Origin of the sequence: Diaphorobacter sp. JS3051 (genome assembly GCF_015832135.1) — a bacterium.
Classification (GTDB): domain Bacteria; phylum Pseudomonadota; class Gammaproteobacteria; order Burkholderiales; family Burkholderiaceae_C; genus Diaphorobacter; species Diaphorobacter nitroreducens.
On the sequence record NZ_CP065407.1, the window covers coordinates 44,723 to 61,422 of the forward strand.

At 63.9% G+C, this 16,700-nt stretch carries 20 protein-coding genes; 2 read left to right on the forward strand and 18 right to left on the reverse strand.

Annotated features, from left to right (window positions below; all coding sequences use genetic code 11):
- Window positions 1-2 precede the first annotated feature (2 nt).
- Window positions 3-2,000: a type IV secretion system DNA-binding domain-containing protein gene (locus I3K84_RS20915; protein ID WP_009242071.1), complete on the reverse strand. Its 1,998-nt coding sequence runs from the start codon at window positions 1,998-2,000 to the stop codon at window positions 3-5.
- Window position 2,001: 1 nt separating this feature from the next.
- A complete protein-coding gene (locus I3K84_RS20920; protein WP_196996205.1) occupies window positions 2,002-2,379 on the reverse strand; it encodes a hypothetical protein in 378 nt (125 codons plus the stop codon).
- Window positions 2,380-2,691: 312 nt separating this feature from the next.
- Here I3K84_RS20920 and I3K84_RS20925 point away from each other — a divergent pair, with 312 nt between their 5' ends.
- Both I3K84_RS20925 and I3K84_RS20930 read left to right on the forward strand, forming a co-directional pair.
- Window positions 2,692-3,012: a hypothetical protein gene (locus tag I3K84_RS20925; protein WP_013723342.1), complete on the forward strand. Its 321-nt coding sequence runs from the start codon at window positions 2,692-2,694 to the stop codon at window positions 3,010-3,012.
- Between the two features lie 592 nt (window positions 3,013-3,604).
- Window positions 3,605-3,826: a hypothetical protein gene (locus tag I3K84_RS20930; protein ID WP_009242067.1), complete on the forward strand. Its 222-nt coding sequence runs from the start codon at window positions 3,605-3,607 to the stop codon at window positions 3,824-3,826.
- Window positions 3,827-4,461: 635 nt separating this feature from the next.
- On the opposite strand, the gene I3K84_RS20935 is transcribed toward I3K84_RS20930, so the two are convergent.
- From I3K84_RS20935 to I3K84_RS21010, 16 genes are all read right to left on the reverse strand, one after another.
- Complete coding sequence (locus I3K84_RS20935; protein WP_009242066.1) at window positions 4,462-5,079, reverse strand: recombinase family protein; 618 nt, start codon at window positions 5,077-5,079, stop codon at window positions 4,462-4,464.
- A gap of 7 nt (window positions 5,080-5,086) precedes the next feature.
- Entirely contained in the window at window positions 5,087-5,323 is a 237-nt protein-coding gene (locus I3K84_RS20940) for a hypothetical protein (RefSeq protein WP_009242065.1), read from the reverse strand.
- A gap of 12 nt (window positions 5,324-5,335) precedes the next feature.
- Entirely contained in the window at window positions 5,336-5,662 is a 327-nt protein-coding gene (locus tag I3K84_RS20945) for a hypothetical protein (protein WP_013723340.1), read from the reverse strand.
- Window positions 5,663-5,676: 14 nt separating this feature from the next.
- Window positions 5,677-6,006 (reverse strand): hypothetical protein, encoded by a 330-nt coding sequence (locus I3K84_RS20950; protein WP_013723339.1) that lies wholly within the window; start codon window positions 6,004-6,006, stop codon window positions 5,677-5,679.
- Window positions 6,007-6,178: 172 nt separating this feature from the next.
- On the reverse strand, window positions 6,179-6,673 hold the full coding sequence (gene radC, locus I3K84_RS20955; RefSeq protein WP_196996206.1) for a DNA repair protein RadC: 495 nt from the start codon (window positions 6,671-6,673) through the stop codon (window positions 6,179-6,181).
- Window positions 6,674-7,227: 554 nt separating this feature from the next.
- Complete coding sequence (locus I3K84_RS20960; RefSeq protein ID WP_231403506.1) at window positions 7,228-7,383, reverse strand: hypothetical protein; 156 nt, start codon at window positions 7,381-7,383, stop codon at window positions 7,228-7,230.
- A 106-nt stretch (window positions 7,384-7,489) separates the two neighbouring features.
- Window positions 7,490-7,939, reverse strand: coding sequence for a hypothetical protein (locus I3K84_RS20965; protein ID WP_029309670.1), 450 nt, complete (start codon window positions 7,937-7,939; stop codon window positions 7,490-7,492).
- A gap of 13 nt (window positions 7,940-7,952) precedes the next feature.
- Window positions 7,953-8,420, reverse strand: coding sequence for a stable inheritance protein KleA (kleA, locus tag I3K84_RS20970; RefSeq protein WP_196996207.1), 468 nt, complete (start codon window positions 8,418-8,420; stop codon window positions 7,953-7,955).
- A 53-nt stretch (window positions 8,421-8,473) separates the two neighbouring features.
- Window positions 8,474-10,450, reverse strand: coding sequence for a DUF3560 domain-containing protein (locus tag I3K84_RS20975; protein WP_196996208.1), 1,977 nt, complete (start codon window positions 10,448-10,450; stop codon window positions 8,474-8,476).
- Window positions 10,451-11,551: 1,101 nt separating this feature from the next.
- Entirely contained in the window at window positions 11,552-11,782 is a 231-nt protein-coding gene (locus I3K84_RS20980) for a hypothetical protein (RefSeq protein ID WP_143717923.1), read from the reverse strand.
- A 107-nt stretch (window positions 11,783-11,889) separates the two neighbouring features.
- Window positions 11,890-12,198, reverse strand: coding sequence for a hypothetical protein (locus I3K84_RS20985; RefSeq protein ID WP_009242150.1), 309 nt, complete (start codon window positions 12,196-12,198; stop codon window positions 11,890-11,892).
- A 69-nt stretch (window positions 12,199-12,267) separates the two neighbouring features.
- Window positions 12,268-13,095: a DUF932 domain-containing protein gene (locus tag I3K84_RS20990; RefSeq protein WP_013723334.1), complete on the reverse strand. Its 828-nt coding sequence runs from the start codon at window positions 13,093-13,095 to the stop codon at window positions 12,268-12,270.
- 88 nt (window positions 13,096-13,183) lie between these two features.
- The gene (locus I3K84_RS20995) at window positions 13,184-13,621 is read right to left on the reverse strand and encodes a single-stranded DNA-binding protein (RefSeq protein WP_143717925.1); all 438 of its coding nucleotides are present in this window, start codon (window positions 13,619-13,621) and stop codon (window positions 13,184-13,186) included.
- A gap of 770 nt (window positions 13,622-14,391) precedes the next feature.
- Entirely contained in the window at window positions 14,392-15,123 is a 732-nt protein-coding gene (locus I3K84_RS21000; protein ID WP_143717924.1) for a hypothetical protein, read from the reverse strand.
- Between the two features lie 19 nt (window positions 15,124-15,142).
- A complete protein-coding gene (locus tag I3K84_RS21005; protein ID WP_013723328.1) occupies window positions 15,143-15,760 on the reverse strand; it encodes a phospholipase D family protein in 618 nt (205 codons plus the stop codon).
- Between the two features lie 22 nt (window positions 15,761-15,782).
- On the reverse strand, window positions 15,783-16,697 hold the full coding sequence (locus I3K84_RS21010) for a DNA cytosine methyltransferase (RefSeq protein ID WP_009242154.1): 915 nt from the start codon (window positions 16,695-16,697) through the stop codon (window positions 15,783-15,785).
- Window positions 16,698-16,700: the final 3 nt, after the last annotated feature.

Genomic DNA, 16,700 nt, shown 5'->3' on the forward strand with positions numbered 1-16,700 from the left:
TCCTATAGCGCATCCGCCAGCGGGTTGGGCTTCTTGCCCTGGCCGGCTGATTTCGCATCTGCATCATCTTTCGCGCGCGAAACCTTCTCGGCTGGCTTGATGATTTCGCCGGTTGCCTTGTCGATCACATCGCCATTTTCGTTGCGCATAACCTCCACCGTAGCCGGCGCGTCCATATCGTCGTCATCCAACATGTCGCCTTGCTCCGGCGCGGCCGGCTGCTGAACTTCAGCGGCGGACGGAGCGGGTGCCGGCGCTGCGGCCGCCGTGGTCGGCTTGAAGCTGATCGCAAAGCCGTCGCGCTCGATGAAGCCGTTGGCCTGTTTCTCTGTCGGCACGTAACCATACTTGACGCGGGCAATGGGATAGTCGCCCGGAACCAGCAGATAGCCGGTCATATCGGGCAACGTCAAAATCTCCGATGTCAGCACAAGGTCGCGCATCTGTCGGCGCGCCATCACGCTCACGCCGTCACGCTGCGAGCTGAGGCCGTAGCTCAAGGTTTCATCCTTTTCATCCACCTCGGCCTGTCCCATCAATTCGGCCAACAGCTTCGCCGCAGCTCCATCCGTCACACGCAGCAGCAGCTTCGTTTGGCACCCGGAAATGATCGTCTTGGCCAGATCGTGCCCGTAGATTTCGTAGAGCTGGCTGAAGTCCTGCACGCCCAGCACCATGCACAAACCGTACTTCCGTGTGTTCGTCAGAGCCAGCTTCAGGATGTCGAGTTTTTGGAGTGTCGGCAGCTCGTCAATGCAAAACCAAAGCCGCTCGCGGTGGATCGGCTCCAAGTCAAGCACGGCCTTGATTGCCGTGTCGATCCACAACGACAGAACGGGCTTCAATGCCTCGCGCATCGCTTCCCGTGCTGTGATGAACATCCATGAATCGCCTTCTTCATGTACCCATTTTCGGATGGAGAACGATTCGCCCTCATCTGGCAAAAACCGGAAGGCTTCAAGCTGGTTCTGAACAGTCATCTTGAGTGACATCCCCGTGCGCTCGGTCGTGGGATCAACATAGGTTGCGCCCGCTGTCCCCTGCAACAATGCGTGCATGGCGTCCAGGTTGCTCTTGGCGATAGCGTTGTAGAGGTCGCGGTTCGTGCGGCGGCCCTCGCGCCCCAATACTGCAATCACGTCCTTTAGCACCATCCGGCCCGCAAGCGCCCAAAATGGATCGGACTCGGCCGGATCGGGGATCAGGCCGTTCGCCATGTTGTCGAAGTGGTAGTCCTTGGCGATTTCGTTCCAGATGTTCCAGTTCGGGCTTCTGGAGTCCAGCGGGTTCATCAGGATGTCTTTGCCTTCACGGTAGAACGCCTGGGTGAACTCGCCGGTCGGGTCATACACGATCATCCGCTTGCCACGCGCCCGCACCTGTTTCATGAGTGCGAAAAACTGCTGTGACTTACCCGTACCCTGCGCGCCGGCAAACAGCGTATGCAGCGTCTCTGACTTCACGCGCATGGGCACGCCCGCAATCTCATAAGGGCTTGCCTCGTCGCGGTGTCGGATCAGTCGCGCAAGCTCCTTTCCTTCCACCAGCTTGGCCCCGCGCAGTTGGTTGTCCTGCATCCGTTCACGGCCATAGCCCCACCAGTACAAAGAGATCAGAAACACCACACCGATGGAAGTCAGCAAGCCGAACATGCCTCCGTTGCGCAGCTTTCGCCAAGCATCTTCGGCCATGTCGTCGGTCAGCAAGGCAACCTCGGAAACTTCCATCTTGCGCAGCTCGCCGTTGACGTTCAGCTCCATCTTTCCGGCCGTCATATAGAGCGCATCCCGCGTGTGCGCCAAGACGTTCCGCTCCAGCGCGTACTTTTCGTCTGCGGTAGTCGCATTCCAGAAGTACGCCGTCGTGACTGCCAGACCGGCCAAGATGGAAATCAGCACAACCGTCCAGATGGCCACCACGAACAGCCTGGCTTGGTGCATCCACAACTCGGCCCCACGGGAGAAGCTACCGGCGCTTCCCTTTTCCTCTCTCTTTGCCATTTCAGCCTCCTTTCACTCGCTTGAGCTTTGCCTTCGCCTTGTTCTGCGCTTCGTACAACTGCTGCACGTCACGCGCCTCAACAATCGCCGCCAGCATGTACTCCGCAGTGAAGACCGAAAGCCACAGTTCATCGGGAATCTCGACCTTTCCGCCACCCTGCCCGCCAGCGCGGATTTCATCGAGAAGGCGGCGCAGCCGCTGCTCGATGTCTTGCACGTTTTCTGCGATCACGCCCTGCACCAGCGTTTGGCGCAAAAACTCGGAAATGCTGATTCCGTGCTCGTTTGCCTTGGTTCGATAGAACCCCGCCGTGTCCTTATCGAGTCGGATGTTGAACCGCTCGGTTGGGCCTTTCCCTGTTCCTTTCGCTCTCGGCATTTTCCTTTACTCCATAAGGGTTTAGGCCATTATAGCATTTTCGGTGTCGCCGCGTTGTCTTTTCGGTGTCGCCACGCTAAAAGGCGCGCCACCACGCGGCTTTTAGCACCGGCAACCATGTTGCGTGGTGTGTGACCGTTCTTCCGGGGCGCGGGGCTTGCCCTGCGAGCTGGAAGAACGGTGCCGTTCTCTCCCCCAGGCCCTAGTGGAAGAAAACCGCGCATTTGGTAAAATGCAGCCAATCAGGGACGCAGCACGTCCCGCCAGATCAGGCAGGTTTTCCACTAGAACCCACAACGCGAGGTAAGAGCCATGAGTAGTGAAACGACGAATCCGAAGTCAGGCCGCAAGGCCAAGACGCTGGATGAAGAAATCGCAGCACAACGCGAGAAGCTGCGGAAGCTGGAGGAACGACAGCGAGAGCAGCAGCGCAAGGAACGCGAGCGCAACCAGAAGGCAGTGATGGAACTCATCAAGACGGAACGGCTTGATGCGGTTCCATCTGATCTTTGGCGCGAAGCGATGCCAAAGATCAAGGCCCTTCTGGTAGTCGATGCAGCGAAACCGGCAGAGCCGGTGAAGCCTGTTCAGACTGCGCCTGAAGTAGCAGCGACGGCCGAGGCCAGCCAGTGAGCGTTTTCCACAAATCCACAGGCCCCGGTGCCCTCGACCGGGGATACCCAAATATCCCAAAGGGAGAGGGTCGCGCCCGGTTTTCCACAAGAGACTTCTTGTGGAAAACCGGAAAAGCGCGAGGGCCTGTGGGGCTTGTGGGAAACGCGGCGGTTGCAGGAGAGACGGCCCGGAGTCCAGAGGCGCGCCTTTGGTCGGCTCCCCTCACGGGGAGACGAAACGGGTGGGGTTGGTTTTTGACTCACCCAGGGGCAGAAGGCTGCAAGCAGCGGACGAGCGTTTTCCACAAATCCACAGGCCCCGTAGCCGTTGCCCGCGATACCTCAATATCGCAAGAGGCAACGGTCGCGCCCGCTTTTCCACAAGAAACCTCTTGTGGGAAAGCGGATCAGCGCGAGGGCCTGTGGAGCTTGTGGGAAACGCGGCGGTTGATAGTGGCACGGTCTAGCGCCCGGAGGGCGCAAGCGAAAGGGATGTGCAAGGCTGCGCAGCAGTCCCCGCAACGCGGGGATGAGCGCGAATGCGCGAACCTGGAGCAGCCCGGTCGGCCCGCAAAGCGGGACGATTCGCCCAACAACGGACGGTGAAGACGATGGAGCAAAGCATCGGGAGCCAGGAGCTATACCAGCACCTGAAGACCCACGGACGCGCGGAAATTGACGGCTGGGCGATTAACGCGGACGGTGCGGAAATTTGGCTCACGAACCCCTACGGCATCGACGTGGGGTTCTACGCAAACAACGCGGAAGGATGCGCCGGCATCCTGGAGCGCATTTCAACTGACGATCACGAAAGGGAATGGGGCACGCTGTAGTGCTGCCATTCAGAATTCAAGGCAACCGACACACGCCACGGAACGGGCGCGGTTGCGTGACAAGGAAAGGCGAAGGCGACGGACGAAGGAAGTCGCCCTCGCCTTTCGCACTTTCCGGCCCTGCGTGACGCGGCACAAGCGCGGAACGAAACAGCAGGACGGAAAGCGGGAGAAGGCGCAAGGCGAACCGCTGCGAAGCAAGGGAAGCCGTATTGCGCCTCCCCGACTTTCGCGTGCGAAAGTTGTACAAAACCGGCAGCGGAGCGGACGGGCCGGGACGGCCGCCGAATGGCGGCAGCGGGAACCGCGACGGCCCGGCGACACGAAGCAGAATGGCAACGGTAGCAGCCTACGGGGCGAGAAGTGGAAAGCCTAGAAGCGATAGCGAATAGGCGATCACCAACTGCGAGCCAGGCCGCGCATTGCGTGGCCTGCGTCTTTCGCGGCGATCCAGATCAAAAGCCGCGAGAAAGGCATACGGCAAGGATGGTGGTCGGCCGAAGGCTGGCCACCATCGAGCCAGTGCAAGCGGAGAGGTTGCCGGCCTGAGTTCAGGCGAAGCTGGAACGAAAGACCGGCAAGGAAGCGGAGCGGGAAAACCGGATTGGCACGGTTGGGCCGAAGGGCCAGCCGTGTCAATCCGGCGCTTTTTTGGGAAAGTGCCGCGCAAGGAACTTGCGCATGGTTTTCTCGGTAACGCCAAAGTATTTGGCGAGCTTCGGCGTCGTCAAACCGAGGGCGTGCAGCTCCCCTACTTTATCGCGTTGAGGGTCGAGCTTGAGGCGGCCGGTGCTGCCTTTGCGCCGGCCGCCGATGCGGCCCTCAAGGCGAGCACGCTGCAAGCCTTCACGGGTGCGCGCACGGGTGAATTCCACCTCGATCATGGAGGCCATAGCGAAAGCGGCGGCCTGAATTTGAGCATTCAGGCTACCGTCCATGACGGTGCCGTTCTTCGTGATGATGATGGTGACGCCGCGCTCGGCGGCAGTCTCCAGAATCGAAAAGACTTGTCCGGGCGACCCGCCCAAGCGGGTGAATTCGGAAGTTAAAAGCAAGTCACCACGCTGGGCCTGCTCCGTTAGGAGCGAGCCCAGCGCGCGTTCCCGCCAGGGAACAGAGCGACTTGCCGTTTCTTCAACGACAACGAGCGGGGCGTAGCCGCGCGAGTTGGCGAAATCCAGCAGGCCAAGCCGCTGGTTCGCCACGTCTTGCGAGTCGCGGGAGACTCGCAAGTAAGCGAAGTAACGAGGCACGGCCGATTCACGCGGAGAACATGAGTTTGTACGCGAGAGGGAAAGCGGCCAGGACGCCCACAATCGGGCACAGGCGGCGGCAGAATGCCGCGCCGGTCTTGGACTGGATGCTGCGAGCGAGAGCGAAGCCTAGCAGCCAGCCAAGGCCCCAGCCGGCGACAAGCACCAGGAGCGCAAAGAAGGTGTTGCGGCTGAAATAGTCGAGGGATGCGGACATCACTCGGTCGGCGGTTTTGTCATCCATGAAGGGCTCCGATCAGTAGACGCAAACGGAGCTGGCCAGCAGGTCAGCGAGTTTGCGGGCTTTGGTGGTCTTGGGCATGGATTGGCCAAAGTCGGTGATCGCGTCCACCAGGACGCGGCACTCGGCTTTGGTCAGTCGCACGCAGGGAATGGGATAGGTAGCGCCATTGCGGAATCGACTGGCCAGCGCCGGCACGGCGCGCAGCCGGCGATTCGCGCAATGCACGGCATCGAGCACGTCGGCCACGGCCACCATGTCGCCGGCTTTGCCGGTGAACATGTGGTCGGCTTGGGCGTGGTCGCCGTCCGAAGTCAGCAGCGCGAAGATGTCGAGCGCCATGATGGGGCAGCGCGTCAGCGGGCGCGCGGAGCGCGCAGCGCGGTGGCCATCAATGGCTCCACAAAGCGCAGCAATGCGCTTTGCTCGTCCACGGTGAAACCGATGGTCAGGCTGTGCTCGATCAGCTCCAGTGCGGCCTCCTTGTACTCGATGGGGAGAGCACTGAGCATGGCCAGACTGAAAAGGTAGTCCGGGTGCGCGGCTGAAGCGGCGCACTGGAGCAGGATCAGCGCGGCCTCGTTAGACGGGTTTTTTTCGATCAGGTGAAGGGTTGCCCTCACCGGCTCGGGAAAGTCGCTCAAAACGGCTGTATTCGCGCCGTAGATCGGGCGATGCTCGCTCATAAGGGCCTCACGGTAGTTATTTGTCCAGAAAGGGCGAATTTTACCGGATTCGACGGTAATTAAAAGGTACGTTTTAATGCCGCTTTTTCCGGCAGGAAAAACGGTCGTTAAAACTACCGGGCAAAACGCCCCGGAGGGGCGTTTGCCGGGTTTTTCACCCGGCTGGTAGCGGCTACAGCAGGCCGCGTTGAGCGAAGGACACGGACGCCCCGCCGGCGACGACGACGTGATCCAGCACGCGCACGTCCACCAGGGCGAGCGCATCCTTCAGCACTTTGGTCAGGTTCTCATCGGCGCGCGACGGCTCGGGCACCCCGGAGGGGTGGTTGTGCGCGAAGATGACGGCGGCGGCGTTCAGGCGCAGCGAGGTCTTCACCACCTCGCGCGGGTACACGCTGGTCTGCGTCAGCGTGCCCCGGAACAGCTCGATGTACTCGATAACGCGGTTCTGTGCGTCCAGGAAGATGGCCGCGAACACTTCATGATCCAAGCTCCCAAGACGCAGCGAGAAGAAGGCGCTGGCGTCAGCCGGCGCGGAAATCAGGCCGTTGCGCATCACCTTTTCGTCAAGGATGGCCAAGGCGGCCTCGATGACTTGGCCGGCGCTGGCCAGTTGGAACTGGCCGTTGTCGTCAATGGTGAAAAGGTCGATGTGCGAAGCAGTCATGTCATGGACTCCAGGAAGTGGGCGGGATTGCCTACTTCCTCTGGATCGGTTCGCAGCGCAGCGGTCAAGGGTGAAACGGCCAGCGGCCGCAAGCGCCCGCCAGGGCGCGCAGCCCTTGACGGCGAGAACGAACTGATACCCTTGGAAGTGACAGGCAACCCCACCCTCTGCACACCACGGACGCCTTTGTGCAGTTGTCTAGCTTTCGCGCGCGAAAGCTCACTTCAGGCCGACAGGCCAGCGCCCGGAGGGCGCAAGCGAAAGGGATGTGCAAGGCTGCGCAGCAGTCCCCGAAGGGGATGAGCGCGAATGCGCGAACCTGGAGCAGCCCGGTCGGCCCGCAACGCGGGACGATTCGCCCGGCAGGATTTCAGGGGGTAGAGGAAGCCAGGGAGAGAGAGGAACACGGGGAAGGAGAAGATCCACCCAGCCAGCAGCAGCGACACAAGGAAGGACGCCGGCAGGACGGCGCGCGCAGCGCGCAGGCTTGCCGGCCCAGCCAGCAGGGCAAAGCCCTGCCCTTCCAGCCCGGCGCAGCCGGGCTTGTCGCCGGCCTACCGCTCCACCTGGGGAGCGGTCGCGGCTACGGCCGCCCTGCCCGCCTCCATAGCAGCATCGGCCCGCTTGTCCAGCAGGGCGCACAGGAAGGCGGCATCGTTGGCCACGTCCACCGGGTCACGGGTCAGCGCGGAGCGCAGCGCGTCTTTCATCCAGTGGGAGGCGGCGGGATCGGCTAAAACTTCGTCAATGGTCGGGACATGGGCGCGGGGCATAGTTGGTGCTCCAGATGCGGCCGCCACCGGGCGGCCGCGCGTTTCAGAAAAGGGCCAGTTGCGGGGGTTCCGCCTCGGCCAGCTCGGTTTTCACGTCCTCCAGCTCAAGCGTCAGCTTGACCAGAATGGACAGGTCATAGGAAATGTGGGCGTCCTTCAGGCGCAGCGCCGTGCGCAGCGCGCCCAGCGGGTTGTTACCGCTGGAAATGCACACGTCGTAAGCGGACAGGGCCGCTAGGCCCTGCTCGCGGTAGCGCGTATATGTGGCGATGTCGCGCTGTAGCTCGGCCTCGTACTGCTCGATTTTCCGGGCCAGGTACTCGGCCCGGTCGGCCGGGGCCTTCGGGACGCGGTGCCCTAGATGGGGATCGAGGCTTTGCCAGTTGGCGCGGATGCCCACCTTCTCGGCCTCGGGGAATTCCGCGATCAGGGCCGCGACAGCGGCCGGATCGACGGCGGCCACCAGTGCGGCGGCCTGCTCCTGTATAGACATCGGCCGCCCTCCCCTAGCCTTCCAAGCGGGTCAGCAGCGGGACAGCGCCGTAATTCCACCAGTCAAAAACCCGGTGCAGCGTGGCGCGCTGTTCTTCCTCGGTCGCGGTGCTGAAAAGGTTGTGCTGCCGGATCACGCGGCCAGCGTGGAAGGCTTGCAGCACCTCCAGCGGGGACGGGGCACCATCGAGGGCGCGCAGCGCCGCGCGCAGCTCGCCGTCTTTCACGAAGCCGGGCGGGAACGGCTGGCCACGGTCGGCGGCTGCGGTCGCGGCCTGCTCGATGTCGTGCAGTGCCCATTGCTTCATGATTCGATCCAGCAGGGCGGCGCGGCCCTCACGGACTCCCGCGCGCAGCGCGGCCGCTTGTTTTTCCAGTTCCTCGGCGCTGGCCAGCTTGGCGGCCAGCTTGTTGCGCTCGTTGCGGATCGGGTCGCCCACTTCCGGCAGCAGGTCAACCCAAGGCATGAATTTCGGTTGCATGGCTCGTACTCCTTGAGAGGCCCCGGCGAAGCCGGGGCGCGTGCGTTGGTGGGTTAGGCGGTCAGGGTGAAAAGGGCGGTATTTACGGCGGTGCCGGATTCCGCGAAGGTATCGGGGGGCAGGCTCTCCCATTCGCCGCCGTGCTGCTCCACCAGCGGGCGGAGCTGGTCATTCTGGCGGGGGCCGTTGGCGCAGATCGCCACCAGCTTGCCGCCCGGCTTCAGGAAGCGCAGCGCGTGGCGGATGTGCTTGATGTCGTCGGCGTTGGCAAAGGGGGGATTCATCAGAATGCGGTCGAACGATCCCCACAGGGTTTCGGGCGTGCATTGCAGGAAGTCACCGATCACCACGGCGCGGCGGTCTGCATCGAGGCGGCCGCCCAAGGCCGCGTTAATCTCCACGGCCACCACTTCGCAGCCCTCGGGCAACTGCTCCAGAATCCGGCCGGTGCCGGCGCTCGGCTCCAGCACGCGCATTCCCGGCTCGATGTCGGCCAGCTCAACCATGCGCGCGGCCAGATCGGCCGGGGTCGGGAAAAGCTGCGGGACGCTCACAACCTGCACGCCGGCCTTGAGCTGGTCGCGCATGGCTTGGAAGTCCTCGGCCATCGCGGCGCGGTTGTCGGTGCTCTCGGTGCTGGCCGGGGCCTGCTCGGCCGTCACCGGGGCCGGGGCCACGGGTTCGCGCTCGAATTTCACCGGCTCGGCCGCCTCGGGCGCGGGCTTGTCGACGCGCTTGGCGTCGGTGATGTAAACCTGCACGATCCGATAGCCGCTATTGGCCAAAAATGCGGTGCGGTAGCGGTACGCGCCATGCTCGGCCGTGGCTTGCGCGGTGCGGGTGCCCTTGTAGTCGGCGGGCTTGCGCTTGTATTCCTCGGCGGTCATTTCGATGAAGCCTTCACCGGGGAAATTCACCAGCGGCGGCAGCTTGGCGGCCTTCTTGACCTTGGCGGCGTCTTCCTCGGTCGGCGCGCGGTAGTCCTTGATTTCCTCAATGCCACGCACGCGCACATAACGGGCGTTCGTGGTCACGCTGTTGATCTGGCCGCCCTTCTTATTGACGCGCATCACCACCAGCCATTCACCATCAACCAGGACACGGCCGCCCGGCTGGATGTCGAAACCCTCGGCCTTCAAACCGCCTTGCTCGTCCAGCATGGCGCGCTCGTAGGCAATCCGGTTTTCATAGTGGGCAATCCAGCGGTCACAGTGGGCAACCGTGGCCGGGTAGGTCTTCTTGGCGGCCTCGATCACTTCGGCCAGGGTGCGCGGCGCGTAGAGGTTCGAATGCGAGCCGTTCAAGGCGTCGTAAGCGGTCGGGGTGTGGCTCCAGTCTTCGCGGTCGCCTTCCTTGCGCGGCAAGTGCAGCCAGCACATGCCAGCGATGCGCAGGGCCACGGCCTTTTGCAGCTCGGCGTCTTGCTCGGCCTCGCATTCAAGCCACAGCTTCAGCCACATTTCGGCCTCTTGCTTGCTGCGCTCCTGTTTGCGCTTGTCTGCCTCCAGCCCCTTGATGCGGCGATGACGGACGGCGGGCAGCTCCTTGTATTTCGCATGACGCAGGGCACCGGCTGCGCGCTGCTTCCAGTATTCGGAGGTTTCCCACATCTGCACGGCGCGGCGCATCCCGTTTTCCATGCGCTCGGCGTCCTTGCGGGCCTTGCGTTCGCTGTGATGGCCCACAAGGATGGGTTGCCCGAACTCGAACCGCTGCCCGATGGCCTGCACGGCGTTGCGCGCTGCGCTGGCGTCATGGGCGCGCTTGTCGCTGTAGTCCTCGAAGCGGTCGGCGCGTTCCTCGGCGCGCTCAACTAGGCCCGTGTCCTCGTCGCCAATCTCGCCGCACAGCTCCATCAGGAGGTCTTCGCGGGCCGGCGTCCACATGGGGGCCACGAAAAGCTCTTGACGGGGTGCCCACTTGAAGCCGGCCGCCTTCACGCGCTCATAAGTCGCGCTGTCCAGTCGTGAGGACGGGTAAAGGCGCAGCTTGTTGTCTTCGGGGGAATAGGTGGCGGTCAGCGTTTGCATGGTCGTTTTCCTTATGCGGAGGGTTGAAGATGGTCTAAGCGGCTGGGGTCTGGTCTGCTCACCGTCACCCCTGCCGGGGCATCGCCTCATCACTGAAGCAATGCCTATATTCTACCCGTCAAACTATTGACCGTCAATAGTTTGTGAGAGAAAAAAGCCTGATTTTTCGCGGGTTCCGGGCTTGTGCTTCTTCGGGGTTCAGGCAAGCTACCTTTGAGCCTCGGGGCGGGGTTTGGGGGCCGGAACAGGCCCCCAAGGTGTTGCAGTTGCTCTTGCCCCGCAGGGGCACAAGCTGTCCTGCTCCCCGTCGATCACCCACATGGCCAGCGGAGCGCGGGGCCGGCTTTTGCATCCCACCATCTACCTCGTCGCCTCGGCGTCCAGGGGCACGCAGGACGGGCGCGGTCAAGGGAGAAACCGGAGGCCGCACGCGGAGCGCAGCCCGAAGGGCGAGCACCGAACGGGTGAGGATTTCAGGGCGTAGCCCGGCCCTTGACCGGAGAAGCCCGGCCGGAGGGCACCATGACGACGAATAAAGGCGCGAGGTAGTGGTGGGGTGCGGCCCCGCGCGTAGCGGATTCAGCGCACCAGCGCCGGCACACCAAGGATCAGATCCACAGCCCGAACTTTCGCGCGCGAAAGTTCCTCGATGCGGCCTTCAGGCCGGGCAAGCGGAGCGCGCAGCGCCGGCACGGCGCGGAGGCGTCAGGGATTGACGCCCGAAGGGGCGAGACGCCGCAGGCGGCTCGATGCGCAGCACGAAAGCCCGGCCCCGCAGGGGAGACGCCCTAACGACGGCGGGAATCCTGGTGCAACAGGTCATAGACGCCCTGCCCTTCGCTGTGCTGGCAAAACTGGCACCAGCGGAGCATCCCCGCAGCCGTGGCCCGCCATTGCGTCATGCCGCGCTTTCCACACGCCGGGCAAAGCCCACGTTTCGGCTTGCGGGAACCGAAGCCCTGGCCAGCTCTCACGCCCACGGCGCACACCCGGAAAAGGGCCATGCCGGGACGGCGAAGCCGTGCCGGCCAAGCCCAGCAGGATGCCGCGCGGCGGGGCGCAGCCCCAAGAGCGCCCGCCCGCGCAGGCGGGCGGTGGTCATCAGCATTGCCAGTTGGCACGGAAGCCGCGCCAGTCGCGGGCAACAAAGCCCGTGGCCGATTCGAGCGCGGCGGCCAGGGCCTCGGCGCGCGCATGGGTCGAGTGGCGGCGGATCGCGGCCGCGAACTCGGCCAGGGTCAGGCGGGAACCCCAGCGCACCAAGTAGCCCCATGCGGCGATAGCGTGGCGGATTAGTTCGTTGGTGGCGGTGTCGGCGGCGGTCTTACTCATGGTCATGTCCTTGGGTTGGATGGTCGAGGGTGAGGCTGACGCGCGGGCCTGCTCGCCTTGGTGCGCGTCAGCGGGTTGCAGCGCCGGCCAGCGGCCGGCGCTCCGATTCAGGCGGCGGCCTCCAGCTCGGGCACGGCGCGGGATTCGTCCAGGCGCAAGCGGGATTCAGGAACCGGGAACCACGGGCAATCCCAGTCCAGCAGGTAGCGCGCGCCGTTCGCGTACTGGCCGCACGGCGAAGCCGGGCGCTGATAGAAGCCGGTGACACGCAAGGGAAACTCAATGCCTGCGGGGTTCGTGTAGATCACTGGATCGCCGGCTTTGAACCGCAAGGGCTGGCCGTTCTCGGGTGCATAGGGCTTTTGCGCGTCGTGCTGGGCGGTGACTTCCTCGGCCCATTCGTGGTGGCTGCTCATGGTGTCGTCCTTCGTGTAGTGGTGGGAGGGAGGCCCGGCCGCGCGTCCAGCGTGGCCGGGCGGCTCGGGTTAGCCCTTCAGGCGGCGCATTTCCTCGGCCAGCACCCACAAGGCGCGGTTCAGCTTAACGCTCTGGTCGATGCCGTTGACCGGGCGCGTCGTGGTGGTGCGGCCGCTGCGGTTGCGGCCGCGCAGTCCGCCCTTCATCATGTTTTCCTGCACGCGGTTGAAGGTCGTCCACATGTCGTCGCGGCGATCCTCGAAGCGGCGCGGGGCCAGGATTTGGGATTCGGTGACGGGCACGGCCCCGCTGTCCTGGTCGTCGTACTTCAGGGCCAGTGCAGCGCGGGCAAACGCGGCCTGCTCGCCCTGGTTGAGCGTGAGCACCTGCATGGCCTCGCGCTGGGCGGTGGCTTCCTCGAAGCTGTCCAGCACCTTGAAAGCGCCTTCGATCACATCGCCCACCACGTCGCCGTTATGGCGCACGCGGATGTCGCTGGTTGTCTCGCCGCATACCATGCCGTTAGAGCACACAAAGCGGAACATGCCGGCCAGCATCTGGTAGCTGCTGGTGCCGTCGTGGCTGTTCAGCAGGATGATTTCATTCGCCTCGCGGCCGGCGATCTGGTCGGCGTGGCGCAGGCGGATCATGTGCTTGGTGTGCTCGCGCTTTTCCTCGTTGCGCACGCGGGTCTGGCAAACCATGAAGGGCTGGAAACCCTCTTTGCGCAGGCCGTTCAGAACGTCAATGGTCGGGATATAGGTGTAACGCGCGGAGCGGCTTTCGTGGGCGGCCTCGGCAAAAATCGAGGGGGCCACGGCGCGGATTTGGTCATCCGACAGGGGCATGTCGGCACGGATACCGGAAGCATTGCGGAAGCGGCTTGCGAGTTGCATGGTGGTTTCTCCAGTGAGTTGATGATGGTCTTGGGGGTTGAAAAACTGGCGCGCTCGGCCTGCTCGCCTTGTGCGCCAGGGTGAAAGATCAGCGGCGGCCTTGACCGGCTTGCTCGGTGCTGTCGTAGTCGCGCATCCAGGCATCGTGCTCGGCGTTGCCGGGGCCTTGCTGCTGGCCAGCGTCACCGCCTGCACGGTTGCCGCTGGGACGGCCAAGGTACTGCACGCGCTCGGCCTCGAAGTTGAAACCGCCCTTGCGTTCGGCCTGCTTGTACCAGCTACGAATCCGGCCCATCACCGCCACGGTGGAACCCTTCTTCAGAAACTTGGCGTCGTTCTCGGCTTGCTTGCCGTAGGTCGTCACCGGGATGAAGTCGGTTTCTTCGTGCTTCTTGCCGTCGCGGTCGAAATAGACGTTATCCACGGCGACAGTGAAGGTCACGGAAGGCGTGCCGCTGGGCGTGTAGCGCAATTCCACGTCCTTGGTCACGTTGCCCACGATGGTGAAAGTGTTGATGCTGGCCATGATCGAAGCTCCTTTTTTGCTCGGTTGATGGTGGTCTTTGCTGCCTGGTGCAGAACCGTTCTTTGTTCCTACACCATGAGTCATATTGTACCATAAAACTATTGACCGTCAATAGTTTGTGAGAGAAAAAAGCCTGATTTTTCGCGGGTTCCGGGCTTGTGCTTCTTCGGGGTTCAGGCAAGCTACCTTTGAGCCTCGGGGCGGGGTTTGGGGGCCGGAACAGGCCCCCAAGGTGTTGCAGTTGCTCTTGCCCCGCAGGGGCACAAGCTGTCCTGCTCCCCGTCGATCACCCACATGGCCAGCGGAGCGCGGGGCCGGCTTTTGCATCCCACCATCTACCTCGTCGCCTCGGCGTCCAGGGGCACGCAGGACGGGCGCGGTCAAGGGAGAAACCGGAGGCCGCACGCGGAGCGCAGCCCGAAGGGCGAGCACCGAACGGGTGAGGATTTCAGGGCGTAGCCCGGCCCTTGACCGGAGAAGCCCGGCCGGAGGGCACCATGACGACGAATAAAGGCGCGAGGTAGTGGTGGGGTGCGGCCCCGCGCGTAGCGGATTCAGCGCACCAGCGCCGGCACACCAAGGATCAGATCCACAGCCCGAACTTTCGCGCGCGAAAGTTCCTCGATGCGGCCTTCAGGCCGGGCAAGCGGAGCGCGCAGCGCCGGCACGGCGCGGAGGCGTCAGGGATTGACGCCCGAAGGGGCGAGACGCCGCAGGCGGCTCGATGCGCAGCACGAAAGCCCGGCCCCGCAGGGGAGACGCCCCAGGGGTTAATACGGCGGGTCGTCATCCAAGCTGTCATCCACAGCCGGAAACGGGTTAATCCGATAGCCCAAGTCTTCGATGGAACGGGCGTTATCGGGCAGCTTGTCACGCATCCAAACCGGGATGCGGCCCTGCGCGAACAAATTGCACTCGGTCGGCTCTCGATCAGCGGCCAGCCACTCAACACGGAATGCCTGCCCGCCGAAGCCGATTCCCTCGCCAAGCACATCCCAGGTGTAATGCACGCCCTGGTAGATCACGCGCTGAATATCGGTGGCGTCGGCCAGCTCGGCCCAATAGGACTCCAGTTGCGAGACGGCATCCGATTTCGCCCGCTCGATCCGTGCCAAGGTGTCGGCGTCAGGGGTCTGACTGGCAGAAAAGGCCAGGACTTGACGCCAGCCAGCGGCCGCATCCTCATGCGTGAAACCGGCGTGGATTCGTAACGGCTGCTCGGTAAAGCAATGCCGGGTTTCGCGCGTGTCATCGTTGAGGTGGATTTCCACGGACTGCCGCTTCGCCCGCAGCCAAGCCGTTCGCGCGGCTTGCTCCAAGCGGTCAGCCTCGGCCTTCGCGGCCCGGCCTTCCGCATCGAGGCGGGATTGTTCGGCGCTGCCATCTTCGGCATCCACGCAGCGCAGAAAAACAGCGCGGTGATGCGCTTTCGCGGCCTCCCAAGCCTTGAATTCCTGGGGGACGGTGTGCGGGGCGTCAATGAGGAAAAAATCGACGGTCATGATGTTCTCCGAGTTCCTGTTAATACCGGGCGCGGAAAGGCTCGGATTGCCGCCAGTTGCGATCAAAATGGGCCAGATATGCCTTGGCCAGCGCCGGATTATTCCAGTTCACCAGGACATTCTCCGAATTCACGCGCGCGGCCGCGTCGGAGTAGTTGAAGCTCCCCAGCTCGACAGTCTGGCGATCCACGATCAGCACCTTGTCATGGTGGATCGGGTAAGCGGAAATTACGCGCACGTCGCAGCCAGCTTCAGCCAGCGCGGAAAGGGCCGCCCGGCCCTTCCCGCTCCGGTCGTCGGTGACGTTGTTCTTGTAGTCGGCCACCAGGGAAACGGCCACCCCGCGCTTGGCCGCGCGCAGCAGCGCGGCCACCACGCGCGGGCTGGTGAAGCTGTAGGACAGTGCCTTGATGTCTGTCTTCGCGGAGTCGATGACGCGAAGCACCAGGGCCTCGGCCCCGCCTTTGGGTGAAAAGCCCACCTCGATAGAGCCGGCCGCAGGCACGGATACGGGCGCGGCCGTCTCGATGGCATCGGCCAGCTCGCGCAGCACGCCGGGCTTGTAGGCGGAAGCGGAGCCGGCCCAGCTCAAGGCGAGGCCGGCGAGGATCACAGGAAGGAAGCGAGAGGGTTTCATGGGGTAGCTCCAGGAAGTTCGATCAAGCCGCAAGGCGCAGCTCGTTGAGGAAGTCAGCGGCCACCACGGGGCAGACGGCATTGCCCAGCAGGTGCATGGCATCGCGGTGGACGTTGGGGAGGACGTAGGACGGCGGAAAGCTCATAGCGTCCCGTGCCTCGGGCACGGCAAGCATTCGCATCCGGTCGCCCTCGATCACGGCCCAGCGGTCGCGGGTCGTGATGGTGCCGACAGGCCGGTGGATGCTGCGGCCAGTGAGGCCGCTGCCGCTGGAGTAGTACGGGATCAAGAAGCGGTCGCCGTGCGCAGCACGGCCCGCCGCGATCTGGCGCAGCGTCTTTTCGCTGCGCCTCGGCGTGGCGATCGGACTCCACGGGTGGGCATCCCACTGGATCACGTCGGCAATGGGTCGGTGCTCGCGGCGCGGCAGGCTCAAGCGCAGCGGCCGCCGCGAGCGCGTGCAGACCAGGAACAGGCGTTGCCGGTTCTGCGGCACGCCATGATCGGCCGCATCGACCAGATGCGGCGAAACGGCGTAGCCCAGCCGGCGCAGCGCATCGCGCCAAGCCGGATAAAGCACCCACTTCTCAAAGTCGGGCACGTTCTCGACCAGGATCACCGGGCTGCGGTGATATTCCGCGCAAGCCACCACGGCCCAAGCCGTGCTGCGCAGCGCGTCATGGTGCGGCCGCTCGCGGCCTCTTGCCCTCGAATGCCCTTGGCAGGCCGGCGAAGCCAGCACGACATCATGCGCGGGCACCGCGCGCCAGTCGGCTTGCTGAAGGTCTTGGCATTCGTGCCAAGTGTCCGGGTGGTTGGTCTGGTGGTACTGAACAGCGAGCGGCCAATGGTTTGCGGCCCACACGACGCGCGCGCCGGCAAGGCGCGCGCCTTCGGTGAAGCCACCGGCCCCGGCAAAGAGGTCGATGCAGCGCATTGG

Excerpts from the sequence above, each read along its gene's own strand:
- I3K84_RS20915 (WP_009242071.1), bottom strand. The coding sequence starts at position 2,000 with ATGGCAAAGAGAGAGGAAAAGGGAAGCGCCGGTAGCTTCTCCCGTGGG.
- I3K84_RS20920 (WP_196996205.1), bottom strand. The coding sequence starts at position 2,379 with ATGCCGAGAGCGAAAGGAACAGGGAAAGGCCCAACCGAGCGGTTCAAC.
- I3K84_RS20925 (WP_013723342.1), top strand. The coding sequence starts at position 2,692 with ATGAGTAGTGAAACGACGAATCCGAAGTCAGGCCGCAAGGCCAAGACG.
- I3K84_RS20930 (WP_009242067.1), top strand. The coding sequence starts at position 3,605 with ATGGAGCAAAGCATCGGGAGCCAGGAGCTATACCAGCACCTGAAGACC.
- I3K84_RS20940 (WP_009242065.1), bottom strand. The coding sequence starts at position 5,323 with ATGGATGACAAAACCGCCGACCGAGTGATGTCCGCATCCCTCGACTAT.
- I3K84_RS20945 (WP_013723340.1), bottom strand. The coding sequence starts at position 5,662 with ATGGCGCTCGACATCTTCGCGCTGCTGACTTCGGACGGCGACCACGCC.
- I3K84_RS20950 (WP_013723339.1), bottom strand. The coding sequence starts at position 6,006 with ATGAGCGAGCATCGCCCGATCTACGGCGCGAATACAGCCGTTTTGAGC.
- radC (WP_196996206.1), bottom strand. The coding sequence starts at position 6,673 with ATGACTGCTTCGCACATCGACCTTTTCACCATTGACGACAACGGCCAG.
- I3K84_RS20960 (WP_231403506.1), bottom strand. The coding sequence starts at position 7,383 with ATGAAAGACGCGCTGCGCTCCGCGCTGACCCGTGACCCGGTGGACGTG.
- I3K84_RS20965 (WP_029309670.1), bottom strand. The coding sequence starts at position 7,939 with ATGTCTATACAGGAGCAGGCCGCCGCACTGGTGGCCGCCGTCGATCCG.
- kleA (WP_196996207.1), bottom strand. The coding sequence starts at position 8,420 with ATGCAACCGAAATTCATGCCTTGGGTTGACCTGCTGCCGGAAGTGGGC.
- I3K84_RS20975 (WP_196996208.1), bottom strand. The coding sequence starts at position 10,450 with ATGCAAACGCTGACCGCCACCTATTCCCCCGAAGACAACAAGCTGCGC.
- I3K84_RS20980 (WP_143717923.1), bottom strand. The coding sequence starts at position 11,782 with ATGAGTAAGACCGCCGCCGACACCGCCACCAACGAACTAATCCGCCAC.
- I3K84_RS20985 (WP_009242150.1), bottom strand. The coding sequence starts at position 12,198 with ATGAGCAGCCACCACGAATGGGCCGAGGAAGTCACCGCCCAGCACGAC.
- I3K84_RS20990 (WP_013723334.1), bottom strand. The coding sequence starts at position 13,095 with ATGCAACTCGCAAGCCGCTTCCGCAATGCTTCCGGTATCCGTGCCGAC.
- I3K84_RS20995 (WP_143717925.1), bottom strand. The coding sequence starts at position 13,621 with ATGGCCAGCATCAACACTTTCACCATCGTGGGCAACGTGACCAAGGAC.
- I3K84_RS21000 (WP_143717924.1), bottom strand. The coding sequence starts at position 15,123 with ATGACCGTCGATTTTTTCCTCATTGACGCCCCGCACACCGTCCCCCAG.
- I3K84_RS21005 (WP_013723328.1), bottom strand. The coding sequence starts at position 15,760 with ATGAAACCCTCTCGCTTCCTTCCTGTGATCCTCGCCGGCCTCGCCTTG.
- I3K84_RS21010 (WP_009242154.1), bottom strand. The coding sequence starts at position 16,697 with ATGCGCTGCATCGACCTCTTTGCCGGGGCCGGTGGCTTCACCGAAGGC.